General features: G+C 33.1%; 16 protein-coding genes. 10 read left to right on the forward strand and 6 right to left on the reverse strand.

Features of this window, described 5'->3' with window-relative positions; translation table 11 throughout:
• Positions 1-2: 2 nt before the first annotated feature.
• Both QHT84_RS10780 and QHT84_RS10785 read right to left on the reverse strand, forming a co-directional pair.
• A complete protein-coding gene (locus QHT84_RS10780; protein WP_283239575.1) occupies positions 3-2,222 on the reverse strand; it encodes a T9SS type A sorting domain-containing protein in 2,220 nt (739 codons plus the stop codon).
• Between the two features lie 316 nt (positions 2,223-2,538).
• The gene (locus QHT84_RS10785; protein ID WP_283239576.1) at positions 2,539-4,752 is read right to left on the reverse strand and encodes a T9SS type A sorting domain-containing protein; all 2,214 of its coding nucleotides are present in this window, start codon (positions 4,750-4,752) and stop codon (positions 2,539-2,541) included.
• Positions 4,753-5,583: 831 nt separating this feature from the next.
• On the opposite strand from QHT84_RS10785, the gene QHT84_RS10790 reads away from it, so the two are divergent.
• From QHT84_RS10790 to QHT84_RS10835, 10 genes are all read left to right on the forward strand, one after another.
• Positions 5,584-6,822 (forward strand): T9SS type A sorting domain-containing protein, encoded by a 1,239-nt coding sequence (locus tag QHT84_RS10790; RefSeq protein WP_283239577.1) that lies wholly within the window; start codon positions 5,584-5,586, stop codon positions 6,820-6,822.
• 409 nt (positions 6,823-7,231) lie between these two features.
• The gene (locus tag QHT84_RS10795; protein WP_283239578.1) at positions 7,232-7,600 is read left to right on the forward strand and encodes a nuclear transport factor 2 family protein; all 369 of its coding nucleotides are present in this window, start codon (positions 7,232-7,234) and stop codon (positions 7,598-7,600) included.
• 304 nt (positions 7,601-7,904) lie between these two features.
• On the forward strand, positions 7,905-8,516 hold the full coding sequence (locus QHT84_RS10800) for a hypothetical protein (protein ID WP_283239579.1): 612 nt from the start codon (positions 7,905-7,907) through the stop codon (positions 8,514-8,516).
• Between the two features lie 89 nt (positions 8,517-8,605).
• The gene (locus tag QHT84_RS10805; protein ID WP_283239580.1) at positions 8,606-10,648 is read left to right on the forward strand and encodes a M43 family zinc metalloprotease; all 2,043 of its coding nucleotides are present in this window, start codon (positions 8,606-8,608) and stop codon (positions 10,646-10,648) included.
• A 29-nt stretch (positions 10,649-10,677) separates the two neighbouring features.
• Complete coding sequence (locus QHT84_RS10810) at positions 10,678-11,697, forward strand: serine protease family protein (protein ID WP_283239581.1); 1,020 nt, start codon at positions 10,678-10,680, stop codon at positions 11,695-11,697.
• 120 nt (positions 11,698-11,817) lie between these two features.
• Complete coding sequence (locus QHT84_RS10815) at positions 11,818-12,489, forward strand: O-methyltransferase (RefSeq protein WP_283239582.1); 672 nt, start codon at positions 11,818-11,820, stop codon at positions 12,487-12,489.
• 126 nt (positions 12,490-12,615) lie between these two features.
• Complete coding sequence (locus tag QHT84_RS10820) at positions 12,616-13,134, forward strand: DUF4199 domain-containing protein (protein ID WP_283239583.1); 519 nt, start codon at positions 12,616-12,618, stop codon at positions 13,132-13,134.
• 68 nt (positions 13,135-13,202) lie between these two features.
• On the forward strand, positions 13,203-13,940 hold the full coding sequence (locus QHT84_RS10825; RefSeq protein ID WP_283239584.1) for a hypothetical protein: 738 nt from the start codon (positions 13,203-13,205) through the stop codon (positions 13,938-13,940).
• Positions 13,941-14,128: 188 nt separating this feature from the next.
• Positions 14,129-14,635, forward strand: a complete 507-nt coding sequence (locus tag QHT84_RS10830) for a hypothetical protein (RefSeq protein ID WP_283239585.1) — start codon at positions 14,129-14,131, stop codon at positions 14,633-14,635.
• Entirely contained in the window at positions 14,625-15,659 is a 1,035-nt protein-coding gene (locus tag QHT84_RS10835) for a WD40 repeat domain-containing protein (protein ID WP_283239586.1), read from the forward strand. Before QHT84_RS10830 ends, QHT84_RS10835 begins: the two co-directional genes overlap by 11 nt.
• A gap of 100 nt (positions 15,660-15,759) precedes the next feature.
• Here QHT84_RS10835 and QHT84_RS10840 read toward each other — a convergent pair whose 3' ends face one another.
• The 4 genes from QHT84_RS10840 to QHT84_RS10855 all read right to left on the reverse strand — a co-directional run bounded on the left by QHT84_RS10840 (position 15,760) and on the right by QHT84_RS10855 (position 18,023).
• A complete protein-coding gene (locus QHT84_RS10840; RefSeq protein WP_283239587.1) occupies positions 15,760-16,494 on the reverse strand; it encodes an SDR family oxidoreductase in 735 nt (244 codons plus the stop codon).
• Complete coding sequence (locus QHT84_RS10845; protein ID WP_283239588.1) at positions 16,481-16,948, reverse strand: DoxX family protein; 468 nt, start codon at positions 16,946-16,948, stop codon at positions 16,481-16,483. The genes QHT84_RS10840 and QHT84_RS10845 overlap by 14 nt, the downstream gene beginning before the upstream one ends.
• A gap of 5 nt (positions 16,949-16,953) precedes the next feature.
• Positions 16,954-17,394, reverse strand: coding sequence for a DUF2141 domain-containing protein (locus QHT84_RS10850; RefSeq protein WP_283239589.1), 441 nt, complete (start codon positions 17,392-17,394; stop codon positions 16,954-16,956).
• Positions 17,395-17,456: 62 nt separating this feature from the next.
• Entirely contained in the window at positions 17,457-18,023 is a 567-nt protein-coding gene (locus tag QHT84_RS10855; protein ID WP_283239590.1) for a Crp/Fnr family transcriptional regulator, read from the reverse strand.
• Positions 18,024-18,081: the final 58 nt, after the last annotated feature.

Raw genomic sequence — 18,081 nt, forward strand, 5'->3', positions numbered from 1 at the left:
GACTATTCTTTAATAAATTTTATTGTGCTGTTTGTTTCTTCTGAGGTAACTATATTTACAAAATAAACTCCATTTGTTAGGTTACCTATTTCAATAGCATTTGAATTCCAGTTTTGCTTTTCCATTATTTTTTTTCCTGTAACATCAAATATGGTTATGTCTTTCACAGTTCCTTGTATATTGAAATTCAAAGTGTTTTTAACCGGGTTTGGATAAATGCTAATACTAGTAGCATTAGGATTATTGACCAATAGGTTTTGGGTTACTTTGTAAATACCTCTAACATTATTATTTATTGCTCTGCTGTCGACAATAACATAAGCATCACCCACTGAATCAAAGTTGTAATCTTCAATATAAGGGTTGGTAGGATTTAGTTCTTGAGGTCTGCCTAAATTAATCCAGGTAATTCCTTTATCTTCAGACTTGTAAAGTTCAAAGCCACTGTAAAAAAACATATGGTCCAGATGATTTACCTTAAAGTTGCCAATACCTACATCACTAGTAAAGTAAGGTGCAAATGGTAAATTTACTGGTGCTAATTCCGGTAAAGGATTGTTTATGACTCTAAAAAGTTGCTGACCGTCTAACACAAAGTAAGTGTCATCGCCTTTGGCATAAAAATAACCACTTGGCATAAATGCGAGTGATTCCGGAGCAGTAAAGTTTTGCCACGTTGCACCATTGTCAATGGAATAAATAAATTCTTCAGTACCAATGGCCGTGTCTTGTAAAGTTACGCAGATTCTTCCGCTAGAATCTTTGGAAATATTTTGGACTCTCCGTAAATTAGACTGTGGGTCAAAATCATGCATCATATTCCATGTATTACCATCGTCTTCAGAAACATATAAAACGTCTGTTGAAAAGTTGTGAATGGCAAAAATGGTTCCATCATCTGAAACAAAATAATTTACAAGTCCCAGAAGAGGAAAGGCACCCGGATTATTGAGTAAAGTATAGGTTAATCCTGAGTCAACCGATTTTAAAATTTGATTGGCTTTTGTGGCATAAATAGTATTGTCATTTGTTTTGAATATTCGATTCATCGGGGTAAGATTACCTATTACCTGATTCTCCCAAGGGGATGACTGACCGGTTGCAAATGAAATGGTACTGTTAAAATAGCTCGAGCTGTAAATGCGGTTGTTGTTGTCAAACAGGAAAGTGGTAATTGTTCCTCTTAAACCTTGAATTTGTGGTGTCCAACTGTTTCCATTTGTTAACTTTTGGGCGATGTACTGTTTGTTAAAATTGTAAATGGTATTATTGCTATCCGCTATAATTTCAACAGAAAATTGTTGCGGATTGTTGAATAATGTACTTGACCAAATTTGCCCACCACCATTTACAAACATTTTATGAATACCACTTTCACTACCTAACCAAAGCGATTGAGTAGCGTCATCAAAAAACAAGCAAGTATATTTTTCGTTGTTGTTTGGTAACGGCATAGGGGTCCAATTAATGTAATCATCGGAGTAGATTAAGAAAAGCTGATTTTGAGAAAGGTTTTGTCCCAAAGCATAAACCCTACCGGTGGCACTATCTTCTGCAAAACGATAAACTTGATGTTGGTTGAAATTAGTTTGTTGAAAGGTTTGTCCGTTGTTTTGAGTAATCCAAATACCTCCATTATCTGTTCCAATCAATAATGCATTATCCTGAGTAAGTAATAATTCAGCGGGAATATTTTGAGGATTATCAGTAGGGTCAAATTCAAATATTTGACCGCTTTGACCTCCATTGGTGTAACGTATAATGTAAGGTTGTAGAAAACTACCGAAGCTGCCTCCAAAAAAGTTGTTAGCAGAAGTTACATCGGTTAGTTCGTAAACAGGCTCATGAAATCCTGACACAGGATTGGTTTCCAGAAAAGTCTGATTCCAAGTTTGTCCGAAGTCTGAAGTGTAATAAATACCGCCTCCGAATGAGTCTCCCACAAAGATAGTATTTGAATTTTTTTGACAAGAAATGTTTTGCGGGCTAATAGGTGCTGTACCATCGCCATTGCTCATTTCCTGCCAATTGCCATTTAACGGTTTGTAGAAAAAACGATTGTCTGCGGACAGCATGAAGAATGTTCCGGCGTTATTAACGTCAATGTCTACCGGAGTAACGTTTACCGGTAATTCTTTGTAAAAGGACCACGTTTGCGCATTGAGTGCTACGAAGCAATTGGCGAACAGTGCCAAACTCAATAAGTAATTTTTAATTTTCATAGCATTGTTTTTTTTAAAAATTTTTATTTAGCAACTTTTTATTCAATATTCTCTAATAATTATAGAGAGAAAAAATCAAATTTAATCACCCAAAATTATGACCATAATATGTTGAAATCTATACCTGATAACGTGTAATTACTACTACCTGAAATCAGGTATTTTTTATTACTTCAAGTTGGGCCAATTTCTTTTAAACTCGTATCACTACTTTGTTTTTTTTAGATTATATGAAAAAAGGATAGCAAACTTTGCTATCCTTTTTAACGGTTTTTCTAATTGGAATTAGACTACCCTTTTGAATTAACCCTATGTATTATTCTTTTATAAATTTAGTTGAAAAAACAGCATCGTTATCACCCGTAACTTCAACAATGTATATCCCTTTTGAGAGTTGAGAAACATCTATTGTATTTTCTGTAATCGGGGTAGCGGAAACCCTTTTACCCAACAAATCATATATTGCAATTTCTTTGATAATATTGTTGGTATTAATGTTTATTAGGTTTTGTGCAGGATTAGGGTAAATTGAGATAAGATTATCCAAATCAGCATCGTTAATATCAAGTGTTTGGTTCAATTTATAATAACCCGATTCTGTTGGATCTAAGGCATTATTAATTTTGATGTAAGCATTATTTTGATTATCGAAAAGTACAACTTTGCTACTGTTGTCGTTATCTTGCACATAAGGATGACGTGTTACACCGGGGGTACCCATATTCGTCCAACTTTGCCCTTCATTGGTTGACTTGTAGACGTTGCTATTTAAAATGCAATAATAATTGTAATTGTTGTCAACACTCAAGACTGATATGAATTGAAAGCCGCTAGGGGGTAAAACTTGTACAAACGTATTGGTTGCAGTAGCGAAGTTGAATTTAAAATATTTGCCGCCAATGACAACAAAAGTGCGATCGTTTTTGGATAATAAGTTGTTAAATCCATTTAGGTTGCTGTTGACCATGGTTCTTGAACTCCATGTTACACCTTGATCGGTACTGTAATATACTTTAAATTGTCCAAAAAAGGAGTCTGTTGATTCTACAATCACAAAAATTACACCATTTGCATCTTGGGACACATCTCTGACATAGGCACCAGGGTCATTTGATGTAAAAGTGTTTAGCACAGACCAATTTTGGCCTTCGTTTTGAGACCAATACACTCTCATTCGATTGTTTCTTCCCACGGCAAACAGGCTTCCAGCTTCTCCTGTTCTGAATACATCAATTACACCATTATTGAAATTTGAGGGTGTAATATCGGAGTAAGTTTGACCATTATCGATTGATTTTTTTAAACTTTTTCCTAAAGAGGCAAATATTTTTCCATTAGGTAAAGTATATAATCCATTTACTGCTTGTTGATCAGCACGAAGAGAAGTTTTTGTCCAAGGTGAAGTAAACGTATTGGCTACAGAAACATTGTTAGAGGAACGATTTGCTGCTACCATGGAGTTGTTTTGACCTATGGCATGATATGCAACCAAGCCGTGTAAGCCATTGTTGATGTTGTTCCAGGCACTGGCTGTGCTATTCATTTTTTGCGCCCCTTTGTCTGTTGAAAAACTATACAATCCTCCATTGTTATCGCCAATAATTTCTACCATTATAGGGTTTTGGTTGTTTAAACTATTACTCGCCCAAACATTATCACTATTTGCAAGAGATAATTTATAGATTCCCGACTTGCTGCCCGCCCATAAACTGTTCGTTGCATTTTCGTAATAAATAGTAGTAAAATCTTCGGTTGTATTGGGAAGTGCAGTTGGTGTCCAATTGATGTAATCATCAGAATACAACAACAGCGAGGTATTGGTCAATGTTTCTTTTCCCAGAGCATAAACCCTGCCTGTGTTGGTTTCGGCAAAATCGGTTATCTTATTTTCAAAATAATTGGTTTGTTGAAAGCTATCGCCATTATTTTGGGTGATCCAAATACCGTTACCTTCAGTACCTATTAAAAGTTTAAGATTGCTTGTATAGTAGAGCCCTTCCGGGGTACTATTTTCGTCATTAGTTGGGTCTAAGAAATACATTTCACTGGCATCTGTTCCATATCGAGTTATTATGGGGTAAACAGTAGAACCTTCAATGAAAAAACCACCTCCAAAAAAATTATTATTTCTTTCATTACTAAGGGCCATAATGTCTTCATGTAACCCTGTATTATCCCCTGTGATAAACCATTCACGATTCCAATTCCAACCAAGATTGCTGGTGTAAACAAGTCCGCCAGCATAAGAGTCACCATAAACGAGAAAGTTTTGGCTCTTGTGCACCGAAATACAATTAGCATTCATCACTCCCGAATTGTAGGTAGGAATTTCTGTCCATGTGCCACTAGATAGTGGTTTGTAAAATATTCGTTGATCTTGGGTTAGCATAAACATGGTGCCGGCATTGTTGGAATCAATGTCTTTTGGGATCACGTCAGTAGGAAGACTTTTGTGAAAAGTCCAGTTTTGGGCTTTAAACTCTGAACAATAACCCATTGTCAGGATAATACAAAGTAACAACTTTTTCATAATTTTTTTTTTTTAGTTTTTAATAGCATTTTGTTTATTGTGCCTTTACAGATAACACATAAACAATATCCAAAATTAGAATTGTAAAACTCAGAAAACTATACCTGATTAGGTGTAAATGCTTTTACCTGATAGCAGGTATTAATACTAAAATGGTGAATGCGACCTTTAATTTAATCCGCCCATGATTTCATTTGTTTTAATTCAAATCAGCTTGAAAGGATGTTTGAGAAAATAATTGTCGTTTTTCGAGTTTATTTATGGATTAAAGCATAATTCAATCCAAAAGACAAATCAAAACGGCTATTGTGTAGAAATGAATTAATATTCAATACTTTATTTAGTCATTATACCTGATAACAGGTAAGTTATATTACCTATTTATAGGTATTTTTAAAAGAAATTGTTGCCAGTAATTTTGTGTAATGTTTTTTTATGTTTTTAGAATAATAAGTATAGTCCTTGTACCATATTTGATTTTCTTGAAATATGCTTAACATTTTTTCAATCATCATACATGTGCGTTGTTTTTGTGTATGAGTTATAGCTTATGAATGAGTTTGTAAATTATGCTTTGAGCAAAAAAACAGATCCAAGCTATACTTTGCCTTAGGAAATACATAAGATTTAATTTTAGTATCAAAAGTTTATAAATGGCTTGTTTGCTGTAAGTGTTTACTCAAATAAATTTTTTTCTCATTACATGAAAAAAAAACTCTGAATCAATTGATTTAATTGGGTGAATTGTTTTAGTCTAATGAATTGATGTAAAAAAATAGCTAAAGGCCGTTAATCTCTTAGAAATTCAATTAAAAATTAAAGTAAGTACACATGAAAAATTTAAAAAAAGTATTTCAAATTATTGTCACAACTGTAATGGTTAATGCCAGTGGAATGGCTCAGACCTGGACTGTGGGTGAGGACATTCCACAAGCTTTTAGAGCCAGTAATGTAGCTGCTCATAAAAGTACCTCAACTAATAGTGGTTATTTATTTTTAATATCCGGTAGAGACTCAGAGGGTAACATTACTCCCAGAAACCAGCGGTATGATATTTCAAATAATGTTTGGGAAGATATGGCACCTGCTCCGACGGGAATACTAGGCGCATCGACAGCTATAGTAAAAGACAGCATCTATATTATAGGCGGACTAACCAGTACGCCGGGAACTGCTATTAAAAAGGTTAGGCGATACAGCATTAATCAAAATACATGGGCAGATAAAGCCGATTTTCCGGTTAATATTGTAGATACTGATGCTGTTTCCTATCAAGATAGTTTGATTTATGTAACAGCAGGATACAATAGCAGGGTTAGAGTTTTTAACGCAATTACTAATAAATGGAGGGATGCAACCCCTATGACATCTCCACTTCAAAGTATTGCTTGGGGGGCGCTAACTATTCATGGCAATAAATTGGTATACATGTGTGGCACCAATGCACTTTTTTCACCCAATTATTTTAATACGGTAAGAATAGGTACCATAGACCAAAATAATCGTGCCAACATTACGTGGACAACCGGTACACCATTTCCGGGGCAAACAAGGACTTTTTTTGATGCCCATTCGTGGAATGGTGGTATTATAATGACAGGTGGAAGCACCGACAATACTTTTGATACCAATTCCGATGAATGTTATTTTTATAATGTTGATACAGATGTTTGGACACAATTACCATCGAAACCTACTGCATGGGTTACGGGAAATAGTGCTAGTTTGAATATTGACAATGAGTGGAAATTAATTTGCGCGTCAGGTTATAACAATGGTGGGTATTTGTATAGCACAGAGATTTACACAGAAACGCAACTGAGTAGGGATGAATTTGCCAGTGAACCACAGATTAACTTTTTTCCTAATCCAACTAATGGTTTTTTGCAATTTGATACTTCGGAACTTGTAAAGGAAATTATTTGTTATGATATGCATGGTAAAGCAATTAATCTAAAAATCATCTCCAATAATACTCTTGATGTTTCCAACCTTGCTCAAGGTGTTTATTTAATTAAGGTGATAGGAGAAAATGATAAAATTGTATCTGCAAAGTTTGTTAAAAATTGATAAGGTAAGTATAAACAGCTGATGGAAAAGAATGAGTTGGTCTTTATTTAGCCTTATAACTCGAAATCTATCTATTAATCTATTAAGTCTGCTAGACAGCTTTCCAAAATCAGTTTTACTATAAGAAAGAATCAGTTTTCAAGTTTAAAATAGAAAAGCACCTTAATAAGAAGTGGTGTTTTTCTTTTTTTATTTAGTATCCGAAAGGAACTCATAAGGTTTTTATTGTGGACCCTTTTTTGATTAAGTAAGTCTTAAAATTATATGCAATTGGGGTGTTTTTCTTTCCGGACTTCTGGTATATCAATAGCATACTTATGTAGTCAAAGTTTTACTGGTAAGTGTCTTGATTTTAAATCTAAGTTTTAATTATTATAAACGATAAACAACTGATAAAAATACAAGTAATATGAAACAATATGAGCAAATAGTGGAATGTGAAAATAAACTTTTAGAAGCAATAAAGACCGGTGATATTAAGGTTCTGGATGAATTGCTTCATGAAAATTTGATTTTTAATATTCCAACCGGTCATACTATTACCAAAGAAATGGATATTCAAAATTATCGTTCCGGAATTATGACCGTTAGTGAAATTTTGCCGAGCGAACAAATTATACAGATAACAGGAAATATTTCTACAGTAGCCGTTACTGTCCATTTGAAAGCAAAATATGCAGATCAAGTTATTGATGGAAAGTTCAGATATTTAAGAGTATGGCAATTTTTTGACAATCATTGGAAAGTAATTGCAGGAAGTGGATTTCAAATTCAGTAGAGTATCTTGATGCTCAATTGAAGCAAGTCAATGATAGTGGTTTTGAATAATCCATAGGCTGTAGCTTCCTTGTGTTTTTATGTTCAAATTTTTAGTTTAAGCTCATTTTACCTGATTTCAGGTAATGCGTTTTACCTTTTTAAAGGTATTTTTTTTGACTTCTTTTGACTTTAGGTTTGTGTTTGTAAAAGCCCAAGTATTCCCTGTTGTTTTTACAATTTTTAGCTCAAAATGTTATTGTATCATTTTCAATTAACACGTAATCTTTATTAAATAATTCAACAATATTAATCTAATGACAATTATGAAAAGATTCATTTTTATTTTTTTTATTTCATTTATAAGCCTCAGTAATGGTCAAGAAAATACAAATGGAAATAACAGTCAGCAGAGTAGAGAGATGCAATTTTCTTTCAGACAAAAAATAGGCTTTTCGACTTTGAAATTAGACAATTTTGAACCTATTGAGGGTAACCTGGTGCAATTTGATTTGATGCTGTCAAATAGCATAGCAAAAAAAATCTCATTGGATTATGGCCTTAGGATTTCAAGTTTTAGAGCCAATTTTATTAAAGATGGTCAACAATCCGGTGTAAAAAATATATCATTTGCTTTACCAGTGGGGATAATATATGTTAAAGATTTGAATCAAAATGTGTCTTTCATTTACGGTGTTCACGTATATGGAAGCTATTTGCAAAGTTTAGAAATCGGAAATTTCATTGATGAGGAAGATTTAGGGATAAATTTCGGAATGGATGTACAAGGAGGTGCCGTTTTTAAGTTAAATCCAAAAACTGATTTTGCGATATTGATTGATTTTCAAGGGGACTTGAATAAAATAAAAAAGGATAATTTAAGACTTATGCACTCCAATACGGCTTTAGTGTCCTTTAATTTTAGTTACAAGCTGTAGTTCTTTTCTTTATGGTTTTAATTATCGAAAGAATACTTCCAATTGTTTCTACAAATCATTGGAGTCAGTAATTTTAATTTTATGTTATTATGAAAGCTGTTCCTGAAAAAAGAAATATTTTTTGTTTAATCTTTTTTTTAGTGATGACTGCCAAAGCAGTCAGTCAGAATAAGGAGCAGCAAAAAGCATATGAAGAAACAACCCAAAATTCGTTGCCTATTATGCCTTGTGCGACAAGTGAAAACGAAGCGCTATTAAAGAAAAGGTTTCCAAACAGAGCAACAACGGTTGAATTTGAAAATTGGTTGGCACCTAAAATTGAAGCATTCAGAACCAGAGCACTTAAAAATAAATATGATGCTATTTCCAGCAATACAAATGTTGCAGTTATACCGGTTGTGGTACACATTATTCACAATGGAGATCCCATAGGTGTAAATGAGAATATTGCAGATGCGCAAGTATTGTCTCAAATAGCGGTATTAAATCAGGATTTTAGGCGTGCTCCGGGAACTCCGGGTTTTAATACCAATCCTGTTGGAGCTGATATTGAAATTGAATTTTGTTTGGCCAGTCGTGATCCTAATGGGTTACCAACTACAGGAATTACCAGACATAATTTAGGAAGTGAAAGTTCATGGCAAAAAAGTCAACTTAATTGGAACATCAAGCCTCAAACCCAATGGAATCCTAATGATTATTTGAATATTTGGATTGTTAACAGAATAGCACTCATGTACAATGGAAGCGAGGTGGCAGAGATAGCCGGCTATGCACAATTTCCCTCCAATTCAGGTTTAAACGGTCTAACTCAGGGCATAGGTGAAGACGATACAGATGGCATAGTCATTGGGTATAAGTTTTTCGGTTCTGTCAATATTTATCCTGATGGGGATTATAATACGGTAAGAAATAAGGGAAGAACTGCAACTCATGAAATGGGGCATTTTTTTGGGTTAAGACATATTTGGGGTGATGGCAATTGTACTGTTGATGACTATTGTTCCGATACGCCCAGAGCTGGTAGTCCCAATTACGGTTGTCCTGTTGGGATAGATACATGTCCTATTCCACCGGGGTTAGACATGATTGAAAATTATATGGATTATACCAGTGATGACTGTACCAATGTGTTTACACAAAATCAGAAAGACAGGATGGTAACCGTATTACAAAATGCAAGTAGAAGAGTAAGCTTGTTGTCATCACAGGGTTGTCAGCCCGGTCAGCTATATTTAAATGACGGATCTCTGGAAATCATTGATTTTGATGTCACTTGTAACACTCCTTTTTCTCCTCGAATCAATTTTTCAAATGTCGGGAATAATTTGATTACCTCAGCCCAAATACATTACGGTCTTAATAATGAGAGTTTTATTTACAATTGGTCGGGAAGTTTAGCAGTTGGAGAAAGTACTCTACTTGTTCTGCCGGTGTTATCGGCTTTGCCGGGTAGTAACGTATTAAACGTTACTTTATACACTATAAATGGAGTTAGTGACGATAATGCTCTGAATAATTCAAGATCTAAAAGCTTCGAATATAGTTCATTCAATACACAATCAATCATCATCACAATTGACGTAGATTTTTATCCGGCAGACACCTATTGGACCCTCAAGAATAGCCAGAATGTAGTTGTTGCCAACGGTGGTAATTATTTAGGAGGTACCATTAACAGTCAATATGTTTCGGTTCAAAATAACGAATGTTATGAGTTTACCATTTATGATGTCTCGGGTGATGGTATTTGTTGCATCAATGGAGATGGTAGTTATAGTATTACAACATCGCCACAATCACAAATAATAGCCAGTGGTGGGGAGTTTTTTAATATGGAATCGGTATTTTTTGGAATTAATCAAAATTTGAGTAGTACTGAATCGTCCTTGTCAAGTATAGAGATTTATCCAAATCCAACCTATAATGAATTAATTGTAAAAATTCCCCAGGATATTGATTTGCCCAATCATTTTATAATCTATAATACATTAGGTCAAACCATTGAAAAAGGAATTATTACATCTGCTCAAGATGTAAGAATAAATACATCGACATACAGTAAAGGGGTTTACTATCTCAAAGCGATAAGTCAAGATAAGTCAATCGACTTACGATTCATTAAACAATGATTCTGTTCAATATAAATAGTTATAAAATTATGAAAGACATGCAAAAAATATTTGTAGTAACAATTTGTTCATTTTTTATTTTATTCGGTTGTTCAAAAGACAGTTCTAGACTGCCTTCAACAGGAATAACTGAAACTGATTTAATTGCAATAGAAGATGCTTTAGAAGACCCCAATACTAATTTTGTGAGTTTGATAAATAAAATCAGAGGTAGTGTAGGTACAAATGGATCGGGGAGTAAAGTTGTTTGGAGTAAAAGAAACAATTATAATCTGGGTTTGTTCGTCTCGGCCAATCATGTTTACGGAGTAAGCACCTGGCCTTCATTTAATGAAGAGTTTTTTGATTTATTTTCAATAAACAATGGCGTTTTTGGAGGTTCCATTATGCCGCCAACAAACGGTGCTATAAGTTTAACGAATGAACGGGTTGCCAGTTTTGCGCTTTATCATCCCAGCATTCCTTCGGATGCTACAAATTTTACGGTATTACCTAAGGATGATTTTTATTTGGGTATTATGGATAACCAAAGAATTATAGATGATGGGATGTTTGGAATTTACCCGGATTTTGTACAGACCGATTCCCCATTACAAATGTTCGACCCTAACAATAGAACGCTGGCAGATCAAACGTGGTCAGTTCCAAATATTGGTGATGTAGTTATTGCTATTGGTTATCCTAACGACCGTGTAACCTATCCAAATGGTGCTGTTTCATCCGGTAAAATTTATTCTGATTCAGAAGCTGAGAATATTATTCAATTACTGAATCAAGACATGGATCCTGAGGGTGATATTCCTTACAATCCTCAAGTAGAATTTTTAGCCAATATTAAAGCTGTTTCGGGAATGAGTGGTGGTGGCGTTTTTAATGAAAACGGGCAATTACTTGGTATTATGGTTAGGGCTACAGCGTTGAATGGGCAGCCTATTTTACGTGTAGTCAGAATGAGCTATATCGTTCAAAAACTTACTGTTTTTTTTGATTCGTTACCTCCATCTGAAAAAGCTAAAATTGAGCCTTTCATTAGTGGAGAATTGAATTAGAATATTTTTATTCAACAGTTGTATTAAATCAAATTTCAAGAAGTTTGTTATAAAATAACATCTTAATGGTTATTAAAAGTTAGCTGTAATCAAATGAGAAAATAAATTAGTAAATAAAAAATGAATTCAGAATTATTTCAAAGAGTTGATAATTACATAGCCGATTTATTGGGGAGTGAGGATATGGTTTTAAAAGAGACAATTGAATCACTTGACATTGCAGGATTGCCTCAACAGAGTGTTTCTGCCAATCAAGGTAAATTTTTGCAAGTATTGATGATAGCTTGTAACGCAAAAAAAGTATTAGAATTAGGCACTTTAGGGGGGTATAGTACCATTTGGATTGCCAGAGCTTTACCTGAAAATGGAAAAATGGTAACTATTGAGGTTGATAGAAATCATGGTGATGTAGCTCAAAAGAATATTGAAAAAGCAGGTCTTTCTGACAAAGTAGAACTAAGAATTGGAAGTGCATTGGATATTTTACCCAATATAATTGCTGAAAATGATGAGCCCTACGATATGATTTTTGTAGACGCGGATAAACCACCTTACGCAGAATACTTTATTTATGCTCTCCAACTTTCTAGGCCAGGAACACTTATTGTTTTTGATAATGTTATTAGAGAGGGAAAAGTTCTTGATTCTAATAGTAATGATGAAAAAGTAAAGGGAGTGCAGAGGCTTAACAAAATGTTGAGTGAAAACAAAAATGTAACCGCTACCATTTTACAAACGGTAGGAACTAAGGAACATGATGGTATTGCCATAGCTGTGGTGAATAGAATTTAGCTTAAAATATATTTTAAGCAATTATTTACAACATAAAATAGCTCGTAATGGAAAATAGAAAACTATTGATAGAGGTTACAGATTGTTTTGACTTTAAAAATAACTATTAAAAACTAATAAAAGATAATGACATCAATACTAAGAATAACGATTAAACAAGGTGTAATTATGGGACTTTGTTTTTGTGTTTATACCATTACCATGTGGTTAACTAAATTAGATTCAACTTATTTGAGAGTAGGACAATATTTTGATGTTGCTATAATCCTATTACCTATAATTATGATATTTTGGGCAATAAGGGAAGCGCTGAACTTATATCAGATAACTGTTTTTCAGAGGATTTTTGTAGCAATATTTGTTGGTGCAGTTTCTTTTTTAATTTATGATCCATTTTTATATCTCTATCATAACTATATAAATCCGGAGTGGTTTACCGCTGTGCTGAACTTGAAAGAGGTTGAGTTAAAAGCATCAGATGTTTCACAAATTGAAATAACAAACACTTTACAAAAAATGTCTAATGCGAATATTAATCAATCCGGAATTTTTAAACTATCAACATTAATACCTTCTGTAATTATTATTCCAACACTTATAGCATTGGTATCTAATATTTTTATTAGAGTTAAGGGTAACAAATAAATTTAGGCAAATTATTCAGCGAAAGACAGTGATTTATAATTTTATATTTTCCATTCACCTTTTGCTATTTGTTTACAGCAAAAGGAAACTATACTTTAGTAACCACAAGAATTACCAAAATGGCCTTTGAATTAAAAAGCGTAGTCCCTTGGGGGCGTAATATGGGAGAATACAAAATAATGTTTGACCTAAGTAATGACGATTTAAATCATAAGATTATTAGTTTTGGTGATGGCCCTGCGAGTTTTAATTACGAAATGACAAAACTGGGAAAAAGCGTTACTTCTTTAGACCCTATTTATCAGTTTGTTAAAGATGAAATACAGCAAAGAATAGCAGAAACTAAGGATACGATACTTGAGCAAATCCATAACAATCGAGATAAGTTCTTGTGGACTACTATTAAAAGTATTCCTGATTTAGAGCACATAAGAATGGAGGCAATGAATGCATTCATTGAAGATTTTGAACTCGGAAAAGTTCAAGGAAGGTATGTTTGTCATGAGTTGCCTATGGTAACTGAATTTAAGGATTTGTCATTTGATTTGGGATTGAGTTCCCATTTTTTGATTTTATATGCAGGACTTGGATTAGATTTTCACCTAAAATCAATATCTGAAATGTTACGTATTTGCAAAGAAATAAGAATATTTCCATTACTTAACTTAAATGGTCATGAATCAGAGGTCTTAAAGGAAATCATTGCCTATTTTGAATCAGATTTTGAAATCAATATTCATAAGGTTGATTATGAATTTCAGAAAGGAGGAAATCGCCTATTGAAGATTACAAGAAGAGTAAAGTAGCTTTTTCCAATCTAATTTTATTTGTTTTATAAACAAGAATTGAGTAAGTCTAACTTCAAAATCGAGTTCTTTTATAATTTTGTCATTTTAAAAACGCACACTACCTGAGTTCAGGTATATTATTTTACCTGATTATATCTATTGCTTATGGTTATTTTTGTTTTTTTTTTTGTAAAAAATAAATTTTTATGAAAACAAGAATTATAAGTATTGTATCTTTTTTAAACCTGATTTTTTTTGCTTTTTATCTTTTCGCATTTACCGCCAAAAAGGATGAAACGGTTATCAATTATAATGATAAAGTTCTGAAAGTTAGAGGCATCGTTATAGTTGATTCCTTGGGAATTGAAAGAGCTATTTTAGGCGCTCATATACCCGAGCCCAACTTTGCTAATGGACATAGAATAGCGGCAAGAGGAAAAGGAGGTTCTATCTCCGGTTTGATGTTATATGATCATGAAGGTCAAGAGCGAGGTGGGTATGTAACTGATGATGGTTTTGGCAATGTTTTTTTAACGTTAGATTCAAAAACAAATCAGCAAGTTTTATTAATTGCAGAACCACAAGGGGGAGCAGCCTTTAAGATGTGGGACAGGGGTGATAATAGTATTCACTTGAATGTGACAAAGGAGGCATCAAATTTAGAAATAATAGAGAAAGGAAAATTAATTCAAATAAAAAGTGATGAAAAATAATAGTATTTGCCATAATTTATTTTTATTTTTCTTGTTGATTTTCATTAATGTAAATGCACAAGATAATGATGGTTTGTATTTATCAAAAATGACCGGTATTAATTCTGTTTCCTATACTGATGTTTATTATACAGGGAGTAAAGACACCGTTCTAGTTTCAAAGTATGATGGAACAATTGAACAAATAGTTAAAGGGAGTCCAAAGAGTAAAAAGGTGGCAAAAATTAACGACGAAATATATGCAATTACTTATAATTTCAAAAGAAAGCATATAGCTGCTAGTACGCTTGAAAATGGAATTGTAATTATTAATAAACAAAATGGAAAGGTCATCAAAAAACTTTCCTTGATCCAGACTTGGGCACTGCGAATTGATTATTCAAATGATTCTAAGTTTTTGTTTGCCAATGATCAACGAGGAAATAGATTTATTTGGGATGTAGATGATAATTACAATCCTATAAAGTTGCCGGAGGTTATGCCAAAAGGAAGTATCTATTCTATTAAGAATAATGTTATTACACTAATAACGAGTAAAAAAATTATTTTGTGGAATTTTTTAAAACGTGAATTAATCAAAGAAATAAATATTAGCGCTTCAAGAATAGCGGATGTTGATCTATTCAATAACTATTTAAATTTAAATTTTAATAGTTGTGATTTTTTTGATGTTGCCAAAGGGAAGTCATTGTTTTCGTTGCAACACCCAAGTTGGATTAGGCCAGTAGAATCTATTGGAGGTGAAGATGCAGCCAGAACTAGTGGTTTTTTGGTCAAGAATGGTTTTTTTGAAGACACACATTATCAAATGGCTTTGACATCAGCCAAATTTGCTAAAAATAGAATTTATACTGCCAGTATTGATAAGTCAATTAGAGTTTGGGATAAGGAAACCGGTACTTTAATTGATAATCTCATTGGACATAAAGGTACCGTAAATAAAATAAAAGTAAATGCTACAGAAAATCAACTTGTCTCGATTGATTTACTCGGAGGTATCAAATTTTGGAATCTTTTGGATTAAGATTCCTTTTAAACACGACATAGATAAGCCTGATCGTAAATGTAAACTGTCTAATTAAAGGCTTAAAACCTATTCAATATTAATCTAGAGATATTTAAAATCAACCATTCTTCAATATACTTTGAGCTATTTTAGGTGCTATTCTATTAATAAATCTTAATAGTTTCGTTTTGCCTATATTGCTCTCTAGTTTTCCTTTTTCAAAATTTTTTAAAAACTCTTCCACCAATTTTTTTGAGCTTATCTTATCTGTTCCTCGGCCTTCTGTCATAGGTGTATCAACTAATGGTGGTATGATTTCAAAGACCTTAATTGTAGTATGTTCTAACTGATAACGAATTGATTTCGTTGCATTGTGTATTGCTGCTTTTGTGGCACAATAAATAGGAGCTGATTTTTTAGGAGCAAATGCCAGACCGGAAGAGATATTGATTATAGCAGCGTTTTGTTTTTCCAATAATAGCGGCAGTAACCCGTAAATGATTTGCATCGGACTGGTTAAGTTTACTCTTATTTCATTTTCAATTTTATCATAACCATACTTTTCCGTCATCCAAGAGTAATTGTATTGAATACCGGCGTTATTTATAATAATATTGATTTTCTTGTAATTGAGGAGGCATTCGTTTATTAAGTTTTTAACAGAGTTATTATCTCCTAAGTCACAGGTTATAATCTCTATTGTAGGGAATTGTTTTTTTAACTCATCCAATTTTGATTCACTTTTTGATGCAACAATTAATTTATTGTTTAGTGAATAAAACGTTCGAACCATTTCAAGACCAATACCCGATGTTCCACCAGTTATTAGAATTACGTTATTAGATAGTTTCATAGCTTACTTTAATTGCTGAAATATAAACCCATACTATAAACAAGATTTGCAGCGGAATCCTAAACCACAAATAGTTTATTCCTTGGCCATCAAAAGTAGCCCTTTGATAGTTAATGTGGCTCATAGCTGCGTACACATTTGCGGGGAGTATGAGTATAAAGAAGAGGATAATTATCCAACCGGTTGTAACGCTAAACTTGGGAATCAAGAGAAATATGCCCAATATTATTTCTAACACTCCGGTTGCATATACAATTTCAGTTTTACCGGGTATTACGGGAGGTATCATCATTGCCATTCCTTTGGAGTAGATAAAATGACCCATCGCTGTAAAAAAGAGCATTGCCGACATGCCTATTTTTGCGGCCAGGTGGAAATTATATTCTTGAGTGAAAAACTTTACTATAAAAAGGGAGGCAAGAGTCACAGCTAATAAAACAAATAAAGGTTTCATGTGTTTTATTTTAATGTAATGTTAATAATTGTTGTTTCTTTTCCATTCAATTCAAAAGCAGACTCATCAAAGGTTGCCGGTCTTAACGATGGTAAAACATTGTTTGAGAATCCATATTTTTCTTTGGGTATACCAAGAAAATTTTTATCGAGTTTATAGTTATTGTTTTCATCTAAAAAAACGGCTACAGCATATTTACCTTTGGGGATGTCATTAAAAATTACACTCAATTCTTTTTGATTATTAACCGAAACTTTTTGTTTGTAAATGGCTTTATCGTTTATTCTAAATGAAGAAGACTGGTTATACCAACCAATGTAAAGGATGCCTTTTTTATTTTCGAGATTATCTATTTTTACAATTTGTTTTGCTTCTTGTCCGAAAAATAAAGTGCTTTTAAAAAAACTAAAAATAAGTGTTAGTAGAATTTTTTTGTCTGTTTTCATTTTATATTCGATTTTTTGAGGCAAATTTAGCGGGCAGTAAAACTTCAGACAATGAACCCAAGTTAATAAATTCTTTTCCTTATTCTGCTTAATGCTTGTGGTGTGATACCGATATAGGAAGCAATATATTTAAGAGGGATGCGTTTTAACAAATTTGGTTGTTCGGTAAATAAATTCAGGTATCGTTCCTCAGCCGTTTGAGTCAGGAACGATAGTTCTCGCTTGGATTTTTTTAAAAATAATTCTTCTGCTGCTTTTCGTCCGATAGTGTTCCCAATTTGAGTTTCATTATAAACTATTTGCAAATCATCAAACGATAAGCGCCAAATAGTGGTTTCAGTTAAAGTTTCTATGCTGTATGTTGCGGGTTGCTTTGTTAAAAACGAGTCATAAGCACTCACAAAGTTGTTTTCAAAAGCAAAAGTAAAGGTTAAATCTTGTAATTTGCTAGGAATGAAAAAGCGGATAACCCCACTTTCGATAAAGGAAAGGTATTTTTCCGTTTGTCCGGCATTTAAGATTATATGTTTTTTTGGGAATGTATGTTTTGAGAGTTTTGAAGAGAAAATTTGCCAATCTTTTTCGGTTATTTTAACGTTCTTTTCGAAGTAAGATCGGACTTGTTCCATGTTCCCTTTTTTTATGTTTTTTAATAACCGTGAGTTACGTTTTACGGTACTTTAAAAA

Source organism: Flavobacterium sedimenticola (assembly GCF_030053345.1).
GTDB classification, from domain to species: domain Bacteria; phylum Bacteroidota; class Bacteroidia; order Flavobacteriales; family Flavobacteriaceae; genus Flavobacterium; species Flavobacterium sedimenticola.

What these genes read in the sequence shown, in the direction of transcription:
- QHT84_RS10820 (WP_283239583.1), top strand. Translation starts at nt 12,616, where the DNA reads ATGACATCAATACTAAGAATAACGATTAAACAAGGTGTAATTATGGGA.
- QHT84_RS10840 (WP_283239587.1), bottom strand. Translation starts at nt 16,494, where the DNA reads ATGAAACTATCTAATAACGTAATTCTAATAACTGGTGGAACATCGGGT.
- QHT84_RS10800 (WP_283239579.1), top strand. Translation starts at nt 7,905, where the DNA reads ATGAAAAGATTCATTTTTATTTTTTTTATTTCATTTATAAGCCTCAGT.
- QHT84_RS10835 (WP_283239586.1), top strand. Translation starts at nt 14,625, where the DNA reads ATGAAAAATAATAGTATTTGCCATAATTTATTTTTATTTTTCTTGTTG.
- QHT84_RS10850 (WP_283239589.1), bottom strand. Translation starts at nt 17,394, where the DNA reads ATGAAAACAGACAAAAAAATTCTACTAACACTTATTTTTAGTTTTTTT.
- QHT84_RS10805 (WP_283239580.1), top strand. Translation starts at nt 8,606, where the DNA reads ATGAAAGCTGTTCCTGAAAAAAGAAATATTTTTTGTTTAATCTTTTTT.
- QHT84_RS10795 (WP_283239578.1), top strand. Translation starts at nt 7,232, where the DNA reads ATGAAACAATATGAGCAAATAGTGGAATGTGAAAATAAACTTTTAGAA.
- QHT84_RS10845 (WP_283239588.1), bottom strand. Translation starts at nt 16,948, where the DNA reads ATGAAACCTTTATTTGTTTTATTAGCTGTGACTCTTGCCTCCCTTTTT.
- QHT84_RS10810 (WP_283239581.1), top strand. Translation starts at nt 10,678, where the DNA reads ATGAAAGACATGCAAAAAATATTTGTAGTAACAATTTGTTCATTTTTT.
- QHT84_RS10855 (WP_283239590.1), bottom strand. Translation starts at nt 18,023, where the DNA reads ATGGAACAAGTCCGATCTTACTTCGAAAAGAACGTTAAAATAACCGAA.
- QHT84_RS10815 (WP_283239582.1), top strand. Translation starts at nt 11,818, where the DNA reads ATGAATTCAGAATTATTTCAAAGAGTTGATAATTACATAGCCGATTTA.
- QHT84_RS10780 (WP_283239575.1), bottom strand. Translation starts at nt 2,222, where the DNA reads ATGAAAATTAAAAATTACTTATTGAGTTTGGCACTGTTCGCCAATTGC.
- QHT84_RS10830 (WP_283239585.1), top strand. Translation starts at nt 14,129, where the DNA reads ATGAAAACAAGAATTATAAGTATTGTATCTTTTTTAAACCTGATTTTT.
- QHT84_RS10790 (WP_283239577.1), top strand. Translation starts at nt 5,584, where the DNA reads ATGAAAAATTTAAAAAAAGTATTTCAAATTATTGTCACAACTGTAATG.
- QHT84_RS10785 (WP_283239576.1), bottom strand. Translation starts at nt 4,752, where the DNA reads ATGAAAAAGTTGTTACTTTGTATTATCCTGACAATGGGTTATTGTTCA.